The sequence below is a fragment of the Blautia sp. OM07-19 genome (assembly GCF_003481595.1).
GTDB classification, from domain to species: domain Bacteria; phylum Bacillota; class Clostridia; order Lachnospirales; family Lachnospiraceae; genus Blautia_A; species Blautia_A intestinihominis.
The window spans coordinates 93,730-113,047 of the sequence record NZ_QULA01000008.1 but is presented as its reverse complement, the minus strand read 5'-3'; the positions used below and the strand labels follow the sequence as shown (position 1 = coordinate 113,047).

General features: G+C 45.3%; 20 protein-coding genes. 3 read left to right on the top strand and 17 right to left on the bottom strand.

Translation table 11 applies throughout. The features are described 5' to 3' along the window. Positions 1-96: 96 nt before the first annotated feature. From DXC01_RS08085 to DXC01_RS08030, 12 genes are all read right to left on the bottom strand, one after another. Positions 97-1,539 carry a serine hydrolase gene (locus tag DXC01_RS08085; protein WP_118253023.1) on the bottom strand — a complete coding sequence of 481 codons (1,443 nt, stop codon included), beginning with the start codon at positions 1,537-1,539 and terminating at the stop codon, positions 97-99. An 80-nt stretch (positions 1,540-1,619) separates the two neighbouring features. Beyond that, complete coding sequence (locus DXC01_RS08080) at positions 1,620-4,037, bottom strand: ATP-dependent DNA helicase (protein WP_118698680.1); 2,418 nt, start codon at positions 4,035-4,037, stop codon at positions 1,620-1,622. A gap of 89 nt (positions 4,038-4,126) precedes the next feature. Beyond that, positions 4,127-4,354, bottom strand: coding sequence for an HPr family phosphocarrier protein (locus DXC01_RS08075; protein WP_022214693.1), 228 nt, complete (start codon positions 4,352-4,354; stop codon positions 4,127-4,129). 64 nt (positions 4,355-4,418) lie between these two features. Next, positions 4,419-5,738 carry an aspartate kinase gene (locus tag DXC01_RS08070; RefSeq protein ID WP_118253017.1) on the bottom strand — a complete coding sequence of 440 codons (1,320 nt, stop codon included), beginning with the start codon at positions 5,736-5,738 and terminating at the stop codon, positions 4,419-4,421. Positions 5,739-5,866: 128 nt separating this feature from the next. Next, positions 5,867-6,148: a DUF2325 domain-containing protein gene (locus tag DXC01_RS08065; RefSeq protein ID WP_022214691.1), complete on the bottom strand. Its 282-nt coding sequence runs from the start codon at positions 6,146-6,148 to the stop codon at positions 5,867-5,869. A 156-nt stretch (positions 6,149-6,304) separates the two neighbouring features. After that, positions 6,305-6,997 carry a tRNA (N6-threonylcarbamoyladenosine(37)-N6)-methyltransferase TrmO gene (gene tsaA / locus DXC01_RS08060; RefSeq protein WP_118698698.1) on the bottom strand — a complete coding sequence of 231 codons (693 nt, stop codon included), beginning with the start codon at positions 6,995-6,997 and terminating at the stop codon, positions 6,305-6,307. Between the two features lie 96 nt (positions 6,998-7,093). Further along, entirely contained in the window at positions 7,094-8,476 is a 1,383-nt protein-coding gene (locus DXC01_RS08055; RefSeq protein WP_022214689.1) for an alanine/glycine:cation symporter family protein, read from the bottom strand. 220 nt (positions 8,477-8,696) lie between these two features. After that, positions 8,697-9,548 (bottom strand): patatin-like phospholipase family protein, encoded by an 852-nt coding sequence (locus DXC01_RS08050; protein WP_022214688.1) that lies wholly within the window; start codon positions 9,546-9,548, stop codon positions 8,697-8,699. A 10-nt stretch (positions 9,549-9,558) separates the two neighbouring features. Then, positions 9,559-10,812 (bottom strand): nickel pincer cofactor biosynthesis protein LarC, encoded by a 1,254-nt coding sequence (gene larC, locus DXC01_RS08045; protein WP_022214687.1) that lies wholly within the window; start codon positions 10,810-10,812, stop codon positions 9,559-9,561. 15 nt (positions 10,813-10,827) lie between these two features. Next, a complete protein-coding gene (larB, locus tag DXC01_RS08040) occupies positions 10,828-11,589 on the bottom strand; it encodes a nickel pincer cofactor biosynthesis protein LarB (protein ID WP_118698679.1) in 762 nt (253 codons plus the stop codon). A 21-nt stretch (positions 11,590-11,610) separates the two neighbouring features. Further along, on the bottom strand, positions 11,611-12,240 hold the full coding sequence (locus DXC01_RS08035) for a hypothetical protein (RefSeq protein WP_022214685.1): 630 nt from the start codon (positions 12,238-12,240) through the stop codon (positions 11,611-11,613). Between the two features lie 144 nt (positions 12,241-12,384). Next, positions 12,385-13,500 (bottom strand): Ig-like domain-containing protein, encoded by a 1,116-nt coding sequence (locus DXC01_RS08030; protein WP_118698678.1) that lies wholly within the window; start codon positions 13,498-13,500, stop codon positions 12,385-12,387. A 146-nt stretch (positions 13,501-13,646) separates the two neighbouring features. Here DXC01_RS08030 and DXC01_RS08025 point away from each other — a divergent pair, with 146 nt between their 5' ends. Beyond that, positions 13,647-14,525 carry an aldose 1-epimerase family protein gene (locus DXC01_RS08025; protein WP_199704991.1) on the top strand — a complete coding sequence of 293 codons (879 nt, stop codon included), beginning with the start codon at positions 13,647-13,649 and terminating at the stop codon, positions 14,523-14,525. A 99-nt stretch (positions 14,526-14,624) separates the two neighbouring features. On the opposite strand, the gene DXC01_RS20030 is transcribed toward DXC01_RS08025, so the two are convergent. Genes DXC01_RS20030 through DXC01_RS20555 form a run of 4 tightly spaced genes read right to left on the bottom strand, consistent with a single transcriptional unit; the run spans position 14,625 to position 16,251 of the window. Continuing rightward, positions 14,625-14,807, bottom strand: a complete 183-nt coding sequence (locus DXC01_RS20030) for a hypothetical protein (protein WP_147399627.1) — start codon at positions 14,805-14,807, stop codon at positions 14,625-14,627. Further along, entirely contained in the window at positions 14,782-14,961 is a 180-nt protein-coding gene (locus DXC01_RS08020) for a hypothetical protein (RefSeq protein WP_118698677.1), read from the bottom strand. Before DXC01_RS08020 ends, DXC01_RS20030 begins: the two co-directional genes overlap by 26 nt. Then, positions 14,958-15,548, bottom strand: a complete 591-nt coding sequence (locus tag DXC01_RS20560; protein ID WP_243111576.1) for an MMPL family transporter — start codon at positions 15,546-15,548, stop codon at positions 14,958-14,960. Before DXC01_RS20560 ends, DXC01_RS08020 begins: the two co-directional genes overlap by 4 nt. Beyond that, on the bottom strand, positions 15,523-16,251 hold the full coding sequence (locus DXC01_RS20555; RefSeq protein WP_243111575.1) for an MMPL family transporter: 729 nt from the start codon (positions 16,249-16,251) through the stop codon (positions 15,523-15,525). The genes DXC01_RS20560 and DXC01_RS20555 overlap by 26 nt, the downstream gene beginning before the upstream one ends. On the opposite strand from DXC01_RS20555, the gene DXC01_RS08010 reads away from it, so the two are divergent. Both DXC01_RS08010 and DXC01_RS08005 read left to right on the top strand, forming a co-directional pair. Beyond that, the gene (locus DXC01_RS08010; protein WP_199704989.1) at positions 16,208-16,696 is read left to right on the top strand and encodes a TetR-like C-terminal domain-containing protein; all 489 of its coding nucleotides are present in this window, start codon (positions 16,208-16,210) and stop codon (positions 16,694-16,696) included. The genes DXC01_RS20555 and DXC01_RS08010 overlap by 44 nt on opposite strands. A gap of 264 nt (positions 16,697-16,960) precedes the next feature. Further along, positions 16,961-17,635: a hypothetical protein gene (locus DXC01_RS08005; protein ID WP_118698675.1), complete on the top strand. Its 675-nt coding sequence runs from the start codon at positions 16,961-16,963 to the stop codon at positions 17,633-17,635. 77 nt (positions 17,636-17,712) lie between these two features. On the opposite strand, the gene DXC01_RS08000 is transcribed toward DXC01_RS08005, so the two are convergent. Then, a complete protein-coding gene (locus DXC01_RS08000) occupies positions 17,713-19,083 on the bottom strand; it encodes an NAD(P)/FAD-dependent oxidoreductase (protein WP_022214677.1) in 1,371 nt (456 codons plus the stop codon). Between the last annotated feature and the right edge of the window lie 235 nt (positions 19,084-19,318).

The following is a 19,318-nucleotide window of genomic DNA, read 5'->3' as shown; positions in this document are numbered from 1 at the left end:
ACAGTATTTACTGGTCATCAGACCAGTTTGTTACAGTTCGATATTATACATGATTTCCTGTCAAAAAGCAACGCAGGCATGCAGGAAACCAAAGATTTACAGGTTGAGGTAATTATAGACCATACTGGAAATATTCTGGATGTTCTGCACTGCATCACCGCCGCTTTTCCAGCCCTCTGACATCACACAGAGAATGTATGTGGTCTTTGCTCCGTACACGATCGCGATATCATGCTGGTCCTCATCTGTCTCACCTGTCTTGTTTGCTGTCGGAACTTCTGCCTTGATCCCTGCAGGGATCTTGCTGGTATTTTCCTGCCGTTTCAGAAGGTCCAGCATCTGTGCAGACGCTTCTTCACTCACGCATTCTCCCCTGTAGATCCGCTCCAAAAGAAGTCCGCAGTCTTTTACCGAAGTCATATTTCTTCCACCAAGACTGATCTTTGCTGAAGAAGACGGATGAAGCGTGCTCTGGTAACTCGTCTCGGAATAGCCTTCTTTTTTGAGATATTCATTGACCTTCTCTGCTCCGTCAAGGAAATCATGTTTTTCCGACTGCAGTCTGCCAAGTTCATTACAGGATTCATTGTCACTGACTGTGATCATGTTTGTGAGGAGATTATCGATTTTTGTCTGTACTGCTGCATTTGCGGCATCGGTCTTCATCTGCTTCGCTTCGTTCTCCAGAACAAGATCCATATCCTCAAACGTCTTTGCCATCACGAAAGCTTTGATAAGACTTGCTGAATACATCGGCTCGTCATTGATCACAAACTCTTCCTCTGTTTCCAGATCCTTGACGTAAACACTCCAGTTTCCATCATAACCGGATACCGTCGCCTCAAGCTGCGGTTCCAGATTTTCAATTCCAAGTGCATCAAGCCCCTGCACTTTGCCTGTTTCATCCACCGGGAATCCATCCGGCGTAGTCCCTGCTTTCTGCTCAAGAACACCATTTGCCCCACCGAAATAATACGTTCCGGAAAACATCTGACCATTCGAAGTCATCTCAAGTTCATGTGTTCCCGGCTCCGTCACCATCCGTCCTGTCTCATCAAAATAATAATAGCCGTCAAAGGTCGTCCCATCCATTGTCAGTCCATCTATATATCTCACCTGCGGCGCGGCAGAAAGTTTTCCAAGATTGTTTACCATATAGTATCCGTCAAACGTATACTCTGCCGGCTCTCCCGTTTCATCTGTCCCCATACAGGTAAGCTTGCTGATCTTTACCATATGAGGGCTTGCCGCCAGATAGCATCCGTCCGCATCATGATAATAAAAACCATCCAGTACAGTGCCGTCTATTTCCATTTTGTCAAAATAATGAACAGATACCGCTGTATCCTTGCTTCCGTCTTCTTTGAGGCAGTAAAAACCGTCGCTTTTCATAAGGTATCTGCCGGACCCATCCCCGATCGGCTGAATCTGTGCTTCTTCTGTTACTGACAAAAGACTGTCAGAAGCCGCAGCCACACCCACAGGTGTACCGGCTAATGTCAGACACAGACACAATGCCAGAACCGTTCGTCTCTTCATCTTCTTCTCCTTTTGTATCTATCCCACGATTACTTTTTTGCAAACTGATTGTTCATAGTATACCTGAAATCACACATATGTCAAGCATCCGCGCCATCCTCCTGCTCCGGCCCGGTCCCTTCGTTTCCACAGCTTTCCATTTCTGAAACCTGCTCCCAGAAATCCTTAAGCGATGCCTCCACCGTCCCGATCGTGCACGTTTTTACAGACGACCACTCACGCGGAAAAAGCATCCGATATTCCCGGTTCATGAAACGTTCATCCATAAGCAGGATCACGCCGATATCTTCCCGGGTCCTGATCACGCGGCCTGCCGCCTGGAGCACCTTGTTCATGCCAGGATAACGATAGGCATAATCAAAGCCTGGCTCCCCTTTCTCGTCATAATATTCTTTCAGGATCTCTCTTTCGCAACCGATCTGTGGAATCCCTGTTCCGACAACTGCCACGCCGATCAGCCTGTCACCGATCAGATCGATCCCTTCCGAAAAAATCCCTCCCATGACGCAGAAGCCAAGAAGTGTTTTTTCACCCTGCGCCTGAAATTCTCTGAGGAATTCTTCCCGCTCCCGTTCATTCATTGAAGCCTGCTGACAGATGCAGTCCACCCAGTCAGCCGAAAATTCCTCCTGATAAACTTCAAACACATCTTCCATCAGTTTATAGGACGGAAAAAAGATCATATAATTTCCTTTTTTCTTCCAGGACATCCGCGCAATGTATTCTGCAATCCTGCGGTATTCTTCATACCCTCTTCTGGTGTATCTGCTGCTGACATCGCGGCACAGGAGAAGGCATCTTTTTTCTTCCTCAAAAGGAGAATTTACATACATGCCGAAATTTTCATTTCTGGTACTCAGCATCTTCCTGTAGTAAGCAAGCGGCAGAAGTGTTGCCGAAAAAAATACCGTGCTGACTCCACGGTCCAGGCATCTCTGCAGATTTGCCGCCGGATTTACACAAAACAGTTTCATACGGAACTTTCCGTCTTCATCCGTCGAAACATACGTCACATAATTTTCATCCACCAGTTCTGCAATGTTCAGGAAATCCCGTACCGCAAAATAAAATTCCAGGATTCCATCCACGAATTCCTGTGACGGCGGTTCTTCCAAAAGTTTGTCCATCTCTCCCTGAATACTCAGAAGCGTCACAGGAAGTGTCCCCGCATTTTCCAGCACCTGCCAGGAGGAACTGCTTTCTTCCTTCAGTACTTCCAGTTGTTTTGCAGCTTTGCCAAGCATACGATACAGTCTGCTACTGTGTGCTCTTACGAATCTGCGGGTGCTTTCTATCTCTTCTTTGCACAGGGAAGCACTGTACATTTCTCTTCCACGGTCCACCAGATTGTGTGCTTCATCGATCAGGAAGAGATATTTTCCTTTTATATTTTCCCCGAAAAACCGTTTCAGATAAACATTTGGATCAAACACATAATTATAATCACAGACGATCCCGTCCATCCACACTGCCAGGTCAAGTGTTATCTCAAATGGACAGACACTGTATTTCTCTGCCTGTGCAAGAATCGTCTCACGGTCAAAAGCTTCTTCTTTCGTCCACAGTTCATAGACGGCATCGTTTATCCTGTCATAATGCCCCTTCGCATAAGGACATTTCTGCGGGTCACAGTCCATCTCATCACAGAAGCACATTTTTTCTTTTGCTGTGATCGTGATAGATTTGAAGTGCAGACCTTTCCCGCGGAGAATTGAAAATGCATCCTCTGCCACAGTCCGCGTGATCGTCCTGGCCGTCAGATAAAAGACCGTCTCGCCTTTTCCCTGTCCCACAGCACGGACTGCCGGAAAGATTGCAGACATCGTCTTACCGATCCCGGTCGGAGCCTGGATAAAAATCTGCGCCTCTTCTGAGATCGCATGGTAAACTCCGGCAACCATTTCTCTCTGCCCTTTGCGGTATGGAAACGGGAATTCCAGAGTTTCCATGGATGCATTTCTCTCTTTTCGCCAGGCGAGCTGATAAGAGACCCATTTATAGTACTCATCTGTCAGATCCTGATACCATTTCTCCAGTTTTTCTCTGGCGATCGTTTCCCGGAATCTCCGGATTTCCTCCGTATCAAGCTGACCATATGTCATCTGGATATCAATCCTTTCCAGATCATGGGCTTCCATATAGATCCAGCCATAACAGAGTGCCTGTGCACGATGGACCTGCACCGGTTCTTCCAGACTGTCAAGGCTTTTGTAAATTCCTTTGATCTCATCGATACAAACAGTTTCGTTCTCTGCAAAAATACCGTCAGCTCTTCCCTCTACACACAGGATCAGATCTTCATATTCACTTTCTTTTTTGAGCGGAACTTCTGCCTGATAGGTGCTGCCCATCTGTTTCTGGATCTTTCGGTGAAAGCGGCTGCCCTTGAGCATGGCTTCTTTGTCTGCTGCCGTTCCGCTCCTGCTTGTCAGATCACCGCTTCTCAAAATAAATTCTACCAGATTTCGAACTGAAATACGGATTACCGGTTTTTCCATCCTGCTTTCTCTCCTGCTTCCCATACATTCAAAAAGGCACATATCCTTTCTCTGAATATGTGCCCGCTCCTGCCAAACTTCTGATACAGTTATGCTACTGCAAATTTGTCCATAACTTTATTGAATTTCTGGCTCTCTCCATAACATCTGACTGTCAGTTCCCGTGTAAGGTCCATGCTCAGGATTCCCAGAAGAGACTTGGCATCAATGATGATACGGTTATAAGAAATATCAATATCAAAGCTGCATTTTGCTGCCTCGTTCACAAATTCCTGTACATCTTCTGTCGCGTTTAATTTAATCTGTCTTGTAATCATATAATTCCTCCTCGTGTTCTGACTCAAGTGCAAAAAGACCCGGTTTCCCGGATCTTTTTATTTATTAGATCTGTGTCAGAACAAAAATGTCGTAAATTGCCTTCAATGCTGTCTCAAAATCTCTGTTTTCAACACCGATGATGATATTCAGCTCACTGGATCCCTGGTCGATCATCTTTACATTGACATGTGCATGTGCCAGAGCTGCAAATACACGCGCTGCAGTTCCTCTCTGGGACTTCATGCCACGGCCTACGACTGCGATCAGCGCAAGGTCAGATTCCATCTCCACGAAATCAGGCTGTACTGCTCTGTGGATTCCGGCGATCACCTGCTGTTCTTTTTCTTCAAATTCGTCCTGATGAACATAGATCGTCATGGTATCAATACCGGACGGTACATGCTCAAAGCTGATTCCCTGGTCTTCAAATACCTGGAGAACTTTTCTTCCGAAACCAACTTCGCTGTTCATCATGGATTTCTCAATATTGATAGAGCAGAATCCCTTCTTACCTGCGATACCTGTGATCACATATTTCGGTTTACGGCATGTGCTCTCTACGATAAAGGTTCCTTTATCCTCCGGACGGTTGGTGTTACGGATGTTGATCGGGATTCCCTCTTTACGGACAGGGAAGATCGCATCCTCATGAAGAACAGTTGCACCCATGTAGGAAAGCTCTCTCAGCTCACGGTATGTGATGGTCTCGATCACTGCCGGATTATCCACGATCCTCGGATCTGTTACCAGGAAACCGGAAACATCTGTCCAGTTCTCGTAGATGTCTGCATGGATCGCTTTGGCTACAAGAGAACCTGTAACATCAGATCCACCTCTGGAGAAAGTCTTGACAGTTCCGTCTTCCATACCACCATAGAATCCCGGAATAACTGCCTTTTCGCATTTCTGAAGACGTTTTGCAAGAAGTTTGTCTGTCTTGTCTGCATCAAAGTTTCCGTTCTTGTCAAAACGGATCACAGTTGCGGCATCTACGAATTCATATCCGAGATATGCAGCCATCACTTTACCATTCAGAAACTCTCCTCGGGATGCTGCGTACTCTGCGCCTGCCTGTGCTTTGAAATCAGCTTCGATCTGACGGAACTCTTCCTCGAGGGAAAGCTCAATCTTCAGACCCTTGATGATCTCATAAAAACGTTCTTTGATCTCGTTGAGGATACCTGTAAAGTCAGCACCTGCTGCGGCCTTGTCATAGCATGCATACAAAAGATCTGTTACCTTGGTGTCTCCCGAGTATCTCTTACCCGGTGCAGACGGAACCACATAACGTCTGCTCTCCTCGCTTCTGATGATATCCCCTACTTTTTTGAACTGTTCTGCGTTCGCAAGGGAGCTTCCTCCAAATTTCACAACTTTTTTCATAATAATTCTCACCCTTCTGTGTTCCTCTAAAACTAAAAAGTGCTAAAAGCTGTTTTATATTGTATTGAAAAACAGAAAGTTTTGCAAGTATTTCTTACGAATATTGACGAAAAATCCTGAAAAAATTATTATGCACAGTACTCACGGAGAATACTTTCAAGAGCAGATGCACTGCTGGTGTGGCATCTACATACCGGGATAGATTTTCTTTTTGCTTCTTCAACTGCACAGTTTACCATCTTATGAGACACCGTACTGGTAAACAGGATCATAAGATCCGGCGCGCCGATCTTTTTCTTCATGGCACCTTTTTCTTTGGCAAAAACTTTCGCTTTACATCCGAATCCTTTGCAGATATCTTCATACTGACATACCATTCTTTCATTTCCACCTACGATCACAATACTCATATTCTCACCTCTTATTTTGTTATTCTAAACTAACTTCATATTTTAAAAGAAAGCGGCTCATTGCGTCCGCTTTATGTTTTCAGTTTCTTTTGGTTAGCTCATGCTAACTATCTAAGAGCATAGTACCATAGATTCCTTTGTTTGTCAAAGGATTTTTCATTTTAATTTTATCACATCACAAACGTAAAGTATTTCTTCTCTGACTTTGAAGTGCACATCGTTCTCTCCATAGGCGATCCCGTAGACTCTCTCCGGGTTCTTCTGGTATCTCGGACGCGGGTCATTGGCGAGCACTTCTATCAGTGCCTCCCTCTGTGATTCCGGGATCTTTTGCAGCAGTTCTTCTGGAAATTTCACTTTAAGGATATGTTCTTCGATATGGTCTGTGAAGCCGCCTTTTGCTTCCGGATGGCTGTCCACATAGGGAAGGTACGGTTTGATATCGTAGATCGGCGTTCCATCCATCAGATCCGCCCCTGAGATGTGCAGGACCGTACCAAGATCCGAATGATATTCAATCTCTTCCAGGCGGACTGATGAGAGTCCCAGACTGTTGGGGCGGAATGGGGATCTGGTCGCAAACACGCCCATTCTTGTATTTCCTCCAAGTCTTGGCGGGCGTACTGTCGGAGACCAGTTCTCGCGTACTGCCTCCGAAAACTGCCAGATGAGCCAGATATAATCGTAATCTTCCAGACCACGGAATGCCTCCGTTACCCGGTATTCCGGCTCAAACACGATCGTTGCCTTTAATGCACTCAGCCGGTTGCTCTGATGTGGGATTCCAAACTTTGTCGGGAAATCATTGTGGATCCTTGCTATGATCTTCATATTATTTTGTTCTGACATGTATTTTTCCTCTGTATTTTCTCTGTAAAAAATAAACAGCAGCCCGGCTGCCATAAGTACTGCCGGGCCGCTGTATGTATTTTAGCTTATCCGATTTCAGCGGTCAATGATTTCTATTTCTGTATCGTCTTTGGCATCCAGATTGTTGATGTATTTCCTGGTCTCTGCCACGATCACATTCGAAAGGAGCAGGACCGCCACAAGGTTTGGAAGTGCCATCAGCGCATTCAGGATATCCGCGATCGTCCATACCAGGTTCAGAGAAATGACCGGTGCGATCACTGCCACTGCGATGTAAAGGACTCTGTACGGGATCAGGCCTTTTTTTCCTGCAAAATATTCTACGCAGCGTTCTCCGTAGTATGCCCATCCAAGAACCGTAGAATACGCAAAAGAAATAATTCCAATTACAAGGATCACCGGACCAAGGACCGGAATCTGCTGGAATGCCAGTGTTGTCAGGACACCTCCGTTTGTGATCTCTCCCATGTCAATCGCCGGATTTTTCATGATGCTTGTGACAAGCACCAGTCCTGTCATCAGACATACGACAACGGTATCCCAGAAAGTACCTGTGCTGGATACAAGGGCCTGACGCACCGGATTTCGTGTCTGTGCCGCTGCTGCTGCGATCGGAGCAGAACCCATACCGGATTCATTGGAAAAAAGTCCTCGTGCGATTCCATACTGCATTGCCATCATGATACCACGGCCAACCAGGCCGCCTGCTGCAGCTCCCGGTGTAAATGCCAGTTTACAGATCGTTGTCACTGCCGGGATAATAAAATCATAATTGATACACAGGATCACAAAACAGCCAAGTACATAAAAAGCTGCCATGAACGGAACCAGTTTCTCACATACATTTGCGATAGATTTGATCCCGCCAAAAATAACAAGTGCTGTCAGTACTGCAACGACGATTCCAACTACAAACGGTGGAATACTCAAGTTTTCCTGACAGACCGTCGCGATCGCATTGACCTGCGTGGCACAGCCGATCCCAAAAGATGCAAAGCCGCCAAAGACAGCAAAGATCATTCCAAGCCACTTCATATTCAGTCCACGTTCCAGCGCATACATCGCACCGCCCTGCATACGTCCGTCCTTCGTTTTTACACGGTATTTTACAGCGATCAGAGATTCACTGTACTTCGTTGCGATCCCAAAAACGCCGGTAAGCCAGCACCACAGGACTGCACCCGGACCTCCCAGTGCGATCGCGGTTCCCACACCGATGATGTTTCCTGTTCCGATCGTGGATGCCAGGGCTGTCGTCAGTGCGCCAAACTGGCTGACCTCGCCTTCTCCGTCAGGATCTTTTGTCACAGATAAGCGGATCGCGGTGCCGATCTTTCTCTGGATGACTCCTGTACGGATCGTCATAAAAATGTGGGTTCCTAGGAGCAGAAGGATCATCCACCAGCCCCATACCCAGGTGTCGATCTGATTGATCATGTTTTCAACTGCACTATACATCTCTCGTCCTCCCTTGTCGTTTTTTGTGTGAAGGAACTTCTGACTGTTCAGATAAAACAAAAGGGCGCACAGACATTCTTATGTCTGTACACCCTTGTACTTTCCTTTTCACTGTTTCAGTGTCACACTTATGTGTTTTATTATACTGAATCCCAGTCCTTTTTGCAACTGGCTTTTATCTTTAATTGTCAGAATTTTAAATCCTCCGAAAAAAGCTCTCTTACCTTTTTGCTTCTTCCATCCATTCTTTCAGTGCCTTCATACGGACTCTGGCATCCATCATTCCCCTCTCGTAGACACTCTGGATCACATCGAGATCTGTCTCCATACGGCTGATCTCAAGCTTTTCAGATGGCTGGATCACAAAAACTTCTCCCGCCTCTTCCAGACGGTGGATCTCCTTTAATGACTGATTGTAGACACTATGACGCTCTTTGAGTGCCTCGGCAAATTCCGGGTATTTATGGTATCTCAGCTCTGCCATCTTTGCATTCTGTGGCTTCTTTACATAGCCTTTGTGCTGTGTGAGGATTACAACATTTTTCTCAAAACCCATCCTGCGAAATGCTTCCAACGGAATACTGTCTGTACAGCCGCCGTCCAGAAGCTTCATTCCCTGATAATCTACAAGTTTCGACACATATGGCATAGATGCGGATGCGCGCAGGACATCAATCTGGTTCAGCATATCTGTGATCTTTATGTATTCTGCCTTCCCTGTCTCTACATTGGAGCAGGTCGCATAAAACTCTGTATCTGATTTCAGAAATGCCTCATAATCATACGGATCAAGTCTTTCCGGAATATCATGATAGCATAACTGTTTTCCAACCACTTCCCCTGTATGGACCAGGTTCCACATACTCATAAAATGCTTATCATTCCTGTATTTCTTAAAATAACGGATGCTTCTGCCCTTCTGTCCCGAAACGAAAGAACAGCCATGGAGTGCCCCGGCAGACACTCCGATCACTCCGTCAAAATGCAGCCCCTGCTCCATAAATACATCCAAAACGCCGGCTGTATAAATGCCGCGCATTGCTCCACCTTCCAAAACCAGTCCTGTCTTCATCACTGTTGCCTCACCTTTCTGTCTTCCAGCAGTTTACTATTGTATCATATGCTTCCCTGAAACTGATACCCGCCTTCCCTGCAAGTGCTGATGCACTGTCATATTCAGGATAGCATCTCTCTTTTCCATTCGGAAGTGTACAGATCTTTACCTGTGCCTCGCCTATGGAAGTCCGAATCTTCTCTGCACGGCGTTTCAGGATCGTCCGTTCCAGTTCGCTCCGTCTGATGCCGATCGTCGTTGTCTCTGTAAAAAGGATCTCCTCCATTCTGGAGATCTTGTCTTTTTTGCAGAGGACCACCAGCTCATATGCCGGTCTGTTTTTCTTCATAAAGACCGGTGTATAATGAACTTCTCTCGCACCATTCTCCAGAAGGATCTGCATCACATGTCCCATTGCTTCGCCGCTGCAGTCGTCAATGTCTGTTTCCAGCCGCCAGATATGATCTGACTCCTGTTTTTCTGCCTCAACCGACCGTATCAACATTGCTCTTAGGATTCCCGGGCAGCGATACTGGCGTTTGCCTGCTCCGAGCCCTGTCGCAAGGATCTCAAAATCTTCCGGAAGTTTCTCAGAAGTCCGGACTGCCGCTACGACTGCTGCTCCTGTCGGAGTGACCAGTTCTCCTTCGATATCTGTGATCTTAAGTTTGAGATGATTTGCCTGTGCCACATTTACAACAGCCGGAACCGGAACCGGGATCTGACCGTGCTGACAGCGGATAAAACCTGTTCCGTCATAAAGTACCGGCACAACCACATCTGTGACATCCAGATCATCCAGGCAGACTGCGATCGATACAATGTCCACGATGGAATCCACTGCTCCAACCTCGTGGAAATGCACTTCCTCCACCGGTACGCCGTGAGCTTTTGATTCCGCTTCTGCCAGAATCTCAAAAATCCTGAGAGCCGTCTGTTTCGCTCTGGTGCTGATCGAAGAACCTTCGATGATCTCCCTGATCTCCTTCATTCCACGATGTTCATGTCCGTGTTTATGGACATGTGAATGTTCCTCATCAGAGTGTCCATGCAGATATTCCATATCATGATCGTGATTATCCTGATCCAGAATCACGGAGAAATCACAGGCATCGAGCCCAGACTTCACAACCCTTGAAACTTCTGTACGGAATCCCTGAACCGGAAGACCTGATAATGCCGCTTCCAGATGCTTCTGATCTGCACCAAGATCCAGAAGTGCCGCCACGGTCATGTCACCGCTGATTCCGGAATAACATTCCAAATATAAAGTTTTTCCCATAATATCTCCCATTAGTTACTGTTCCTGATTTTCTCTGACTGCAAGGCGGTTGATCTGCGTTGCAATGTAACCTGCCCCGTAGCCATTGTCGATATTTACCACCGCAATCCCGTTCGCGCAAGAATTGATCATCGTCAGAAGTGCGGAAAGTCCATGCATGCTCGCTCCGTATCCCACAGAAGTCGGGACTGCGATCACCGGCTTATCCACCAGACCTCCGAGAACACTCGCAAGCGCTCCCTCCATTCCAGCAACTGCAACCACACAGTTTGCCTCCTGGATCACTTCCAGTCCGGAAAAAAGTCTGTGGATCCCACTCACACCCACATCAAAGATACGCTCTACGTGAGTTCCGAAGTATTCTGCAGTCTGTGCAGCTTCCTCTGCAACCGGGATATCGGCTGTACCTGCGGTACAGACTGCGATCTTGCCGATGTGCTCTTTGTGCTTCTTTTCGATCTTGATGATGTGTGACAGATCATCGTATTCCACACCCGGAAGAAGATCTTTCACCAGCTCATACTGATGTCTGGACGCTCTCGTTCCAAAAACTTCTCCGTTGTCCTCATATAACTTCTGAAAAATATGGACAAAATGCTCATCTGCCTTGCCGCTGCAAAAGATCACTTCCGGGAATCCGGAGCGAACCTCTCTGTGAGAATCCAGCTTCGCATAGCCTCCCATTTTCTCAAATGGTTCTTTTCGAAAGTAATGTTCTGCCTCTTCTAAAGTGATCTCGTTTTTTTTGAATCGGGTCAATATTTCTCTTGCTTCCAAAAAATGCATCCTCCCCGTCTGTTACTTTATGTGATACAAAATCATGCCACCCTTTTTGTCATATCCGGTGTCCCAGAGTTCCTTCAGAGAAAACCATTTGTATTCCCCATAGGAAACTGCCTTCACCATAAGATCATCCTCTGTTTCTTCATAACCTGCAAGGATAAACCAGTGCCATATGTAATCCTCCAGATGTCCGTTCTTGTTCTGGTGTTTCAGCATCAGATATGGGATCGGGCTGTCGCTGTCGATCTGCCTCATGACAGCCTCTCTTGCTTCTTCATAAGCATGTGTCCCATGAAAAGCCTCCATCATAAGATTCTCCTCATGTACATCCTTCAGATATTCTCCAAAACCTTCCATATATAATTCCAGGGTATCGATCCCGTTCGGCCTTGGACAGAGATAATGCTTCATGATATATGCAAAATCATGGTACTCTTCCCATGTGATCTCTTCGAGTTTATGCGGATAAAGTTTCTTCTTATCCGCTCTTCGGGCAAAATAAATACAGCTCTCACAAGCTGCCACTGCTCCACATCCTCCGTCTCTCATTGATATCTCTGGAAAAAGATCCTGATTTCCCCCATAGGATTCTTCTACAAAGAAGTAATCCAGTTCATTCTTCTTATGTACTCCGGTCTGTATCACCGTTTCTCCCCCCTCTGTCGTCAGTATCAAACTGATACTATGCAAGTAACTATACCATATTTTACATTAAAATTAAACACTGTTTTTTCCAGAAAAATCCGGAAGAATGTTAAACACTCTTCCGGATATCCACGATCCTCTCTCTTATGAATAAGAAGTAAAGCCAAGATCCTTCGCTGTCATCTGCACATTCGCGAGGAATACATCAAATGCCCCCATCGTTCTTTTCAGAACAGCATTTGACTGCTTCTGGAAAAAGTCATTTGCTGTTTTATCGTTTGTTGCATATTTGAATACATATCCTGTATTTGCAGTATGTCTGGACGGATTCAGATTTGAATATGTCACATATGCTTTTTCACCTTTAATATAAGCAAATACAGCCTGTGCAATATCTGTTCTCTGGCAGTTAAAGCTCATCGTGATCCCACGGTAATTTTTTCCCGTGGTGTCGAGAAATTCAATATATGTAGCTTCTATCAGATCATCTTTTCTGTTATAGGCTACAAGGACCGCCGAATTCGAAAAATCCTGTTCCACTTCATAATTTCCATCATCATTGATCTCACCATTCTGCTGGATATATTTTTTGAGTTTTGTGTAATTCTTGGTCCATTTATTGGATACAGGAGTATTTTTTACCGTTACTGTACAGTTAAATTTCTTTCCTCCAAGAGTTGCCGTTATCGTTGCTTTACCTGCTTTTTTCGCAAGAACCCTGCCATTTCGGTATACCCAGGCAGTCTTTGTATCACTGGATTTCCACTGTGGAACCAGTTTCGTTCCATTGATCTTGAGAGTATCATATTTTCCCACATACAACGTCATACTTGTCTTATTAAGTTTCATACTATTGAGTCCTGCAATTGTCGTCAGACCGTTTCTGTCATATCCACTCCACACAAGGCTTCCATTAATTCTCCTGTATGCACGAACTGTGTACGTATACTGAACGCCCGTAGTTACACGTACATCCTGATAAGTTGTTGTCTGATATCCAGAAAAATTACGCACTGCCTGCCATTTTCCTCCGTCCGTCTTTCTGTAAACACGATAACCGTTTACGCCTTTTACCGTGCTCCATTTCAGCACGATTTTGTTTGTGCCATAAGGCTTTGCTGAAAGCAGTTTCGGTGCTGTTACTTTCACTGCCGCCTGTACTTCCTTCACACCATAACTTCCCGGAAATACCACTGGAACTGCCAGTGCCAGCATCATAAATGTAATTATGCCAAATAATCTTTTTTTGAATTTTTTCATATTCTGATACCTCCCTTCTTACCTTCACTTTACTATACAATTGACAGTTATTCAATCCAAATCTGCAATATTCTTATGCATTCTTTCCAACCCTCAGATTTTCTGTTATACTTAATCTCAAATCAAACATTATGGAGGTTTTTTGTATGATCCACACACTTGAAAATGACCAGCTCCGTGTAAAGATCGCCGATCACGGTGCTGAGCTGTCAGAAATCTACGATAAAACAAACGACCGTCAGGTACTCTGGAATGCTGATCCGGCCTACTGGAAACGCCATGCTCCGGTGCTTTTCCCGAATGTTGGACGCTATTATGAAGATCACTGTCTGATAAACGGTAACTCCTACACATCCGGTCAGCACGGATTTGCCCGCGATATGGAATTCACCTGCACGGACAAAACCGATACATCCGTTACTCATCTGCTGGAATCCACCGCAGAAACTCAGAAGATCTGGCCATATGCTTTCCAGCTTTCTATCACACATACGCTCAATGGTCGTGACCTGACTGTTTCATGGAAAGTCGTAAACAAAGATCAGGAAACCATGTATTTCACGATCGGTGCTCATCCTGCATTTAATGTGCCTGTACTTCCTGATACCATTCAGAGTCAGTATCACCTTACCTTCAATGGAGAAAAAGAACTGACCTACTGCCTGCTTGACCCAGAGTACGGTACTGCCATTCCTGACAAGACCTACACCCTTCCTCTTGAAAATAATTCCTGCACGATCGATGAGCACATGTTTGACCACGATGCTCTGGTCTTTGACAACGGTCAGATCACTAAAGCCGGTATCGCCCTTCCGGATGGAACTCCTTATGTAGAGATCAGCTGCGAGGGATTCCCAAACTTCGGTATCTGGTCCGCTGTCGGTGCTCCGTTTGTCTGCCTGGAACCATGGATGGGACGCTGCGATAATATAGAATATAACGGAGAACTGTCCGATAAACCGGGCATCAATATACTTGATCCTGCCAAAACATTTGAGAAGTCTTATGTAATCTCAGTTAAATAATGCCCCTGCATTTATAACTTAAAAAGGGAAATCCCCCGCCGCCTGCACTTTCTGCAGTTGCGACGGGGGACTTCCCTCTTTTTATGTCTTTTGTTCTTTTTATTTTTTGATATCGTCTGTGCGGATTGCGAACTGTACCAGTCCTATGTCCTTATTGTCTGCTGAGACGAAGGATACCGGTGTGTAATCGCTTCCTGAGATCTTGTCAAACATTTCATCAATCTCATCATCGATCTGCTGGTCAATGTCAGATGTCTTATCTTTGGATTCCACTGGCTGCACTTCCGATTCCTCCGGTAAGCTGGCTTGCTCCGGATACCAGGCTGGAGGCACCGTTTCTTAAGGAAAGAGATGCGACCGATAACTGATTTGCACCTTCAAGAAGGCTGGAGTCATTCTTTGTAAGTTTCGTAAATCCTGCATTCAGCTGTTTCATTCCTTTTGCAACTTCCGGAAGATCTTTTGTCGCCGCCTGAAGCAATGAAGCGTCGTTCCCTGCACATACGGAATCGCGAGGTTGATCCAGATGGACAGCTCGATCACCAGTGTCAGGATCACCGGAAGTGTGATCGACTTGAAGTTAAACAGAAGGATTGCAAATACAAACGCGATCGCCAGGGTATTGACCCTACTGTTATCCTCTGTGATCGTTTCTTTCAGATCCCTGGTACTTGCCAGGTCGCCTGCGATCCTGGCCTCATCGCCATAATATTTCTCGCAGATCTTATAAACTTCGTTCAGTTTTTCTGTCCATCCCTCTTCGGATTCCTCAGTGCTTATAGTCACTACAAAACGGCTGTAATTCTCTGAATAAAGCTGTGAAAGTGAATCCGACGGAACAAAGCCGTCCGGGATCGTTGAACCTACACTGTCTACATAGGAAATGACAGAAGTCACATTTTCATTGTCTTTTAATTCTTCACCCAATGCACTTTCTTTGCTTGTATCCCCTTTCGGCACCATGATGACGAGAGGGTTGGACGCGCCATATTCCTCTTCAACGCTCAGGAGGTCGCGTCCCATCTGAGTGGCATCCGTGCTGTAAATACGGCTGCCGCCATAGAGGAAAGAGTCCCCCCTGTGCAATGAAGCACGGAACCGCAATCACCACTGCAATAAGAAATGCAGGTATGCGGAGTTTCATAACAGCACCGGCAAACTTATGAAAATCCGGAAAAAAGGCCTTATGCTGAGTCTTATCGATCAGTTTATAAGTGCTGATCGCCAGTGCCGGCAGGAAACAGAGTACACAGAGAAGACTGAATACGATTGCTTTTGCCATGACCCACCCCATATCCGGTCCGATTTTGAACCGCATCAGGATCAGTGCCGCAAAACCGGTCACTGTTGTAAGGCCACTGGAAAGTACTGATCCTGTGGACTGTTTTACTGCCGCCACCATAGCGTCCTGGACATCCTTGCCTTCTGCTCTGTTTTCGGCAAATCTGTGAAGAAGGAAGATGGAACAGTCCATGGAAACTGCAAGCTGCAGAACACTTCCCGCTGCATTGGTAACGAAAGAAATCTCTCCAAACAGCAGGTTTGTTCCTCTGTTCAGCATGATTGCGATACCAATTGTGATCATAAAAAGTACTGGTTCAAACCATGAATTCGTTGTCAGAAGCAGTACGATAAATGTCACCGGAAGGACAAACAGCATGATCTTCTGGATATCTGACGAGGTGTGGAACGGTGACAATGCATCTGTGACTGCTGTTCCTGACATAGAATTGGGAACCTTTTATCTGCATTACAGGGATATCCAGGATCTTCTGGAGCACCTGGAAAATGATATACTGGATGAATTTATCGAAATCACCAACGCCCACCAGCCACAGGATATGAAGGGTAAACCTTTCCCTCTGATCTGTGACCTGTATAAATTTCTGGAAAAAAACTCCGATTTCGTAAAACTTGTTCTGGTCAATAACCAGGAACAGAATTTTATGAATCGGATCAAGGAGATTATCCGGGAACGCTGCGTGAATGACTGGGACGAGATTTTTGCCAATGCAGATCCCAGGCTGAGCGAGATCTACTCTTCCTACGTCCTCTCCGGCTGTATCGGCATCATCGAAAACTGGATCCGAAATGGCACCCGCCAGAGCCCGGAGGAACTCGCACGCTATACGGAGGATATTATGCTAAATGGGTTGAATATACTGAAATAGATGTATTATGTTACTATTCACAGGTAGTATCCCGCGAGGCGTTTTGACATGAATATGGCAAAATCCCGAGACATACAGGGCAAAATGCCATCACCGAAGGTAATTTGGAATGCATTTTGACCAAGTTACTGTGAACGGAGTGAACAGTAACTGTATTATCACTCCGTTCACGGTAACTTGAGTATCCAGACACAAATTTGCTTGTGCATAATATATAATAGAAGTATACTTAATATAAATACTACTCTCTAAGGAGGATTCAAAATGAAAAAGAAGAAACTAATCTGCGGTCTTTTATCTGCATCCATGGTACTTACAATAGGCGGTCTTACCTCTGTTTATGCTGCGGACACCGAAACCCTTGCTGATTATCCGGAATATAAAGAAATCGTGCAGAAATATTATGACGGTGCTTCTGCCGCATGGAATATCAGCCAGTTTCAGGAAAATAATCTCTGTTATCTGGCAGGATATTATTCAGATATCAATAAACTCGGATATTTTCTTCAGGATATTGATAATAATGGTACCGCAGAACTGTTTATAGGTGCCATTGACGATGGCACTGACAGTTATGAGGGAATGTTTTTTGATATGTACACCCTTGTTAACGGAAGGCTTTCTCTGGTCACTACCAGCGGTGAACGCGACAGATATTATCTGTGCAAAGACAACACTATAGCCAATGAAGCTTCCGGCAGTGCTTTTCTGTCCCTGTACCATTATTATACTTATACTGACGGACAGCTGAACTTAAAAGAATCCGTGGTCTATGATGAAGAAAGAAATCCGCAGAATCCGTGGTTCTTCAGCACAACAGCTTCAACTGAGTATAATGCAGATGAATTTACTTCTATTTCAGAAGCAGATGCAGCTTCTATCAAGAATAAGTATGAATATGCGGAACTTCCGTTTATTTCACTGGCAGATATGAAATAGTCAAAATTATTCACATAAAAAGCCCCCACAAATCGTTTTCTCACGTTTTGTGGGGGCTTCTTAGTATATTATAATTATCAGTTCTGCTCTACAATATGTCTTGCTACGTAAATACCACTTGCGGATGCGTGGGACAGGGAGTGGGTGACGCCACTTCCGTCTCCGATCACGTACAGACCTTTGTGGCAGCTTTCGAGGTTGTCGTCGATCTCAACTTCCATGTTGTAGAATTTAACTTCCACGCCGTACAGAAGGGTATCATCGTTTGCAGTTCCCGGAGCTACTTTGTCCAGGGCGTAGATCATTTCGATAATGCCGTCCAGGATACGTTTCGGAAGTACGAGGCTTAAGTCTCCAGGTGTTGCTGTGAGAGTCGGTGTTACGAGGCCTTCCTCAACACGTTTCACGGTACTTCTACGTCCGCGGACAAGGTCGCCGAAACGCTGTACGATAACACCGCCGCCAAGCATGTTGGAAAGTCTTGCGATGCTTTCGCCGTATCCATTGCTGTCCTTAAATGGCTCGGAGAAATGTTTGGAAACAAGAAGTGCGAAGTTGGTGTTATCGGTCTTTTTCTCATCACCCTCATAGCTATGTCCGTTTACAGTGATGATGCCGTTGGTATTTTCGTTTACTACGATTCCGTTCGGGTTCATGCAGAAAGTACGGACGTTATCTTCGAATTTCTCTGTACGGTAGACGATCTTGCTCTCATACAGTTCATCTGTCAGATGTGAAAAGATAACTGCCGGAAGTTCCACGCGGACACCGATATCCACACGGTTGGATTTGGTCGGGATGTTCAGATCTTTACAGACAGTCTCCATCCATTTGCTTCCGCTTCGTCCTACGGAAACGATACATTTCTTACAGTCGTAAGTTCCTTTTTCGCAGATCACACGGTAACCGTCTTCCAGGATCTCCAGTTTCTGTACCGGTGTGTCGAAGTAGAAATCTACATGATCTTTCATTGCATTGTACAGGTTCTCAAGAACGATATAATTGATATCCGTTCCCAGATGACGTACAGATGCATCCAGAAGGTTCAGTTTGTTCTGCAGGCAGAGTTTCTTAAACTTAGTTCCTGCTGTGGAATAAAGCTTAGTTCCCTGACCACCGTATTCCATGTTGATATCATCAACATATTTCATCAGCTCGATTGCCTGGCTCTTACCGATATGCTCATACAGAGTTCCACCGAAATCGTTGGTGATGTTATATTTTCCATCAGAGAATGCACCTGCACCGCCAAAACCGCACATGATGGAACATCTCTTACAGTTGATACAGTTCTTTATCTTCTTGCCGTCGATCGGGCATTTTCTCTTCTCAAGGGAGTATCCCTCTTCAAAAACTGCCACTTTGCAGTCCGGCTTTTCTTTCATTAATTCATACGCTGCAAAAATTCCTCCAGGACCAGCGCCGATAATGATTACATCATAGTTCATGCCTTATCCTCCTTGTAAGCATTACTTCCCTTTTTGTTTATATCCCTCATCCATATACAGCAGAACCCACAGTCCTGTTGCATAAAAAAAGCTGTCGCAGAATTTCTCGTGACGGATCCTGTCACTTCCATTCATTACGGCAGTTGGAAAAATGGTTACTGTAATCTTTAACGTTAATCATATTCCTAATCTATACTACAGGATTGCCATCGCTTTGTCAAGTGTTGTTTTTGTA

What these genes read in the sequence shown, in the direction of transcription:
- DXC01_RS08050 (WP_022214688.1), bottom strand. Translation starts at nt 9,548, where the DNA reads ATGAAGACAGGACTGGTTTTGGAAGGTGGAGCAATGCGCGGCATTTAT.
- tsaA (WP_118698698.1), bottom strand. Translation starts at nt 6,997, where the DNA reads ATGTCAGAACAAAATAATATGAAGATCATAGCAAGGATCCACAATGAT.
- DXC01_RS08025 (WP_199704991.1), top strand. Translation starts at nt 13,647, where the DNA reads ATGATCCACACACTTGAAAATGACCAGCTCCGTGTAAAGATCGCCGAT.
- DXC01_RS08075 (WP_022214693.1), bottom strand. Translation starts at nt 4,354, where the DNA reads ATGATTACAAGACAGATTAAATTAAACGCGACAGAAGATGTACAGGAA.
- DXC01_RS08080 (WP_118698680.1), bottom strand. Translation starts at nt 4,037, where the DNA reads ATGGAAAAACCGGTAATCCGTATTTCAGTTCGAAATCTGGTAGAATTT.
- DXC01_RS20555 (WP_243111575.1), bottom strand. Translation starts at nt 16,251, where the DNA reads ATGTCAGGAACAGCAGTCACAGATGCATTGTCACCGTTCCACACCTCG.
- DXC01_RS08055 (WP_022214689.1), bottom strand. Translation starts at nt 8,476, where the DNA reads ATGTATAGTGCAGTTGAAAACATGATCAATCAGATCGACACCTGGGTA.
- DXC01_RS20560 (WP_243111576.1), bottom strand. Translation starts at nt 15,548, where the DNA reads ATGGGACGCGACCTCCTGAGCGTTGAAGAGGAATATGGCGCGTCCAAC.
- larC (WP_022214687.1), bottom strand. Translation starts at nt 10,812, where the DNA reads ATGGGAAAAACTTTATATTTGGAATGTTATTCCGGAATCAGCGGTGAC.
- DXC01_RS08005 (WP_118698675.1), top strand. Translation starts at nt 16,961, where the DNA reads ATGAAAAAGAAGAAACTAATCTGCGGTCTTTTATCTGCATCCATGGTA.
- DXC01_RS08030 (WP_118698678.1), bottom strand. Translation starts at nt 13,500, where the DNA reads ATGAAAAAATTCAAAAAAAGATTATTTGGCATAATTACATTTATGATG.
- DXC01_RS08070 (WP_118253017.1), bottom strand. Translation starts at nt 5,738, where the DNA reads ATGAAAAAAGTTGTGAAATTTGGAGGAAGCTCCCTTGCGAACGCAGAA.
- DXC01_RS08020 (WP_118698677.1), bottom strand. Translation starts at nt 14,961, where the DNA reads ATGAAACAGCTGAATGCAGGATTTACGAAACTTACAAAGAATGACTCC.
- DXC01_RS08065 (WP_022214691.1), bottom strand. Translation starts at nt 6,148, where the DNA reads ATGAGTATTGTGATCGTAGGTGGAAATGAAAGAATGGTATGTCAGTAT.
- DXC01_RS08000 (WP_022214677.1), bottom strand. Translation starts at nt 19,083, where the DNA reads ATGAACTATGATGTAATCATTATCGGCGCTGGTCCTGGAGGAATTTTT.
- DXC01_RS08085 (WP_118253023.1), bottom strand. Translation starts at nt 1,539, where the DNA reads ATGAAGAGACGAACGGTTCTGGCATTGTGTCTGTGTCTGACATTAGCC.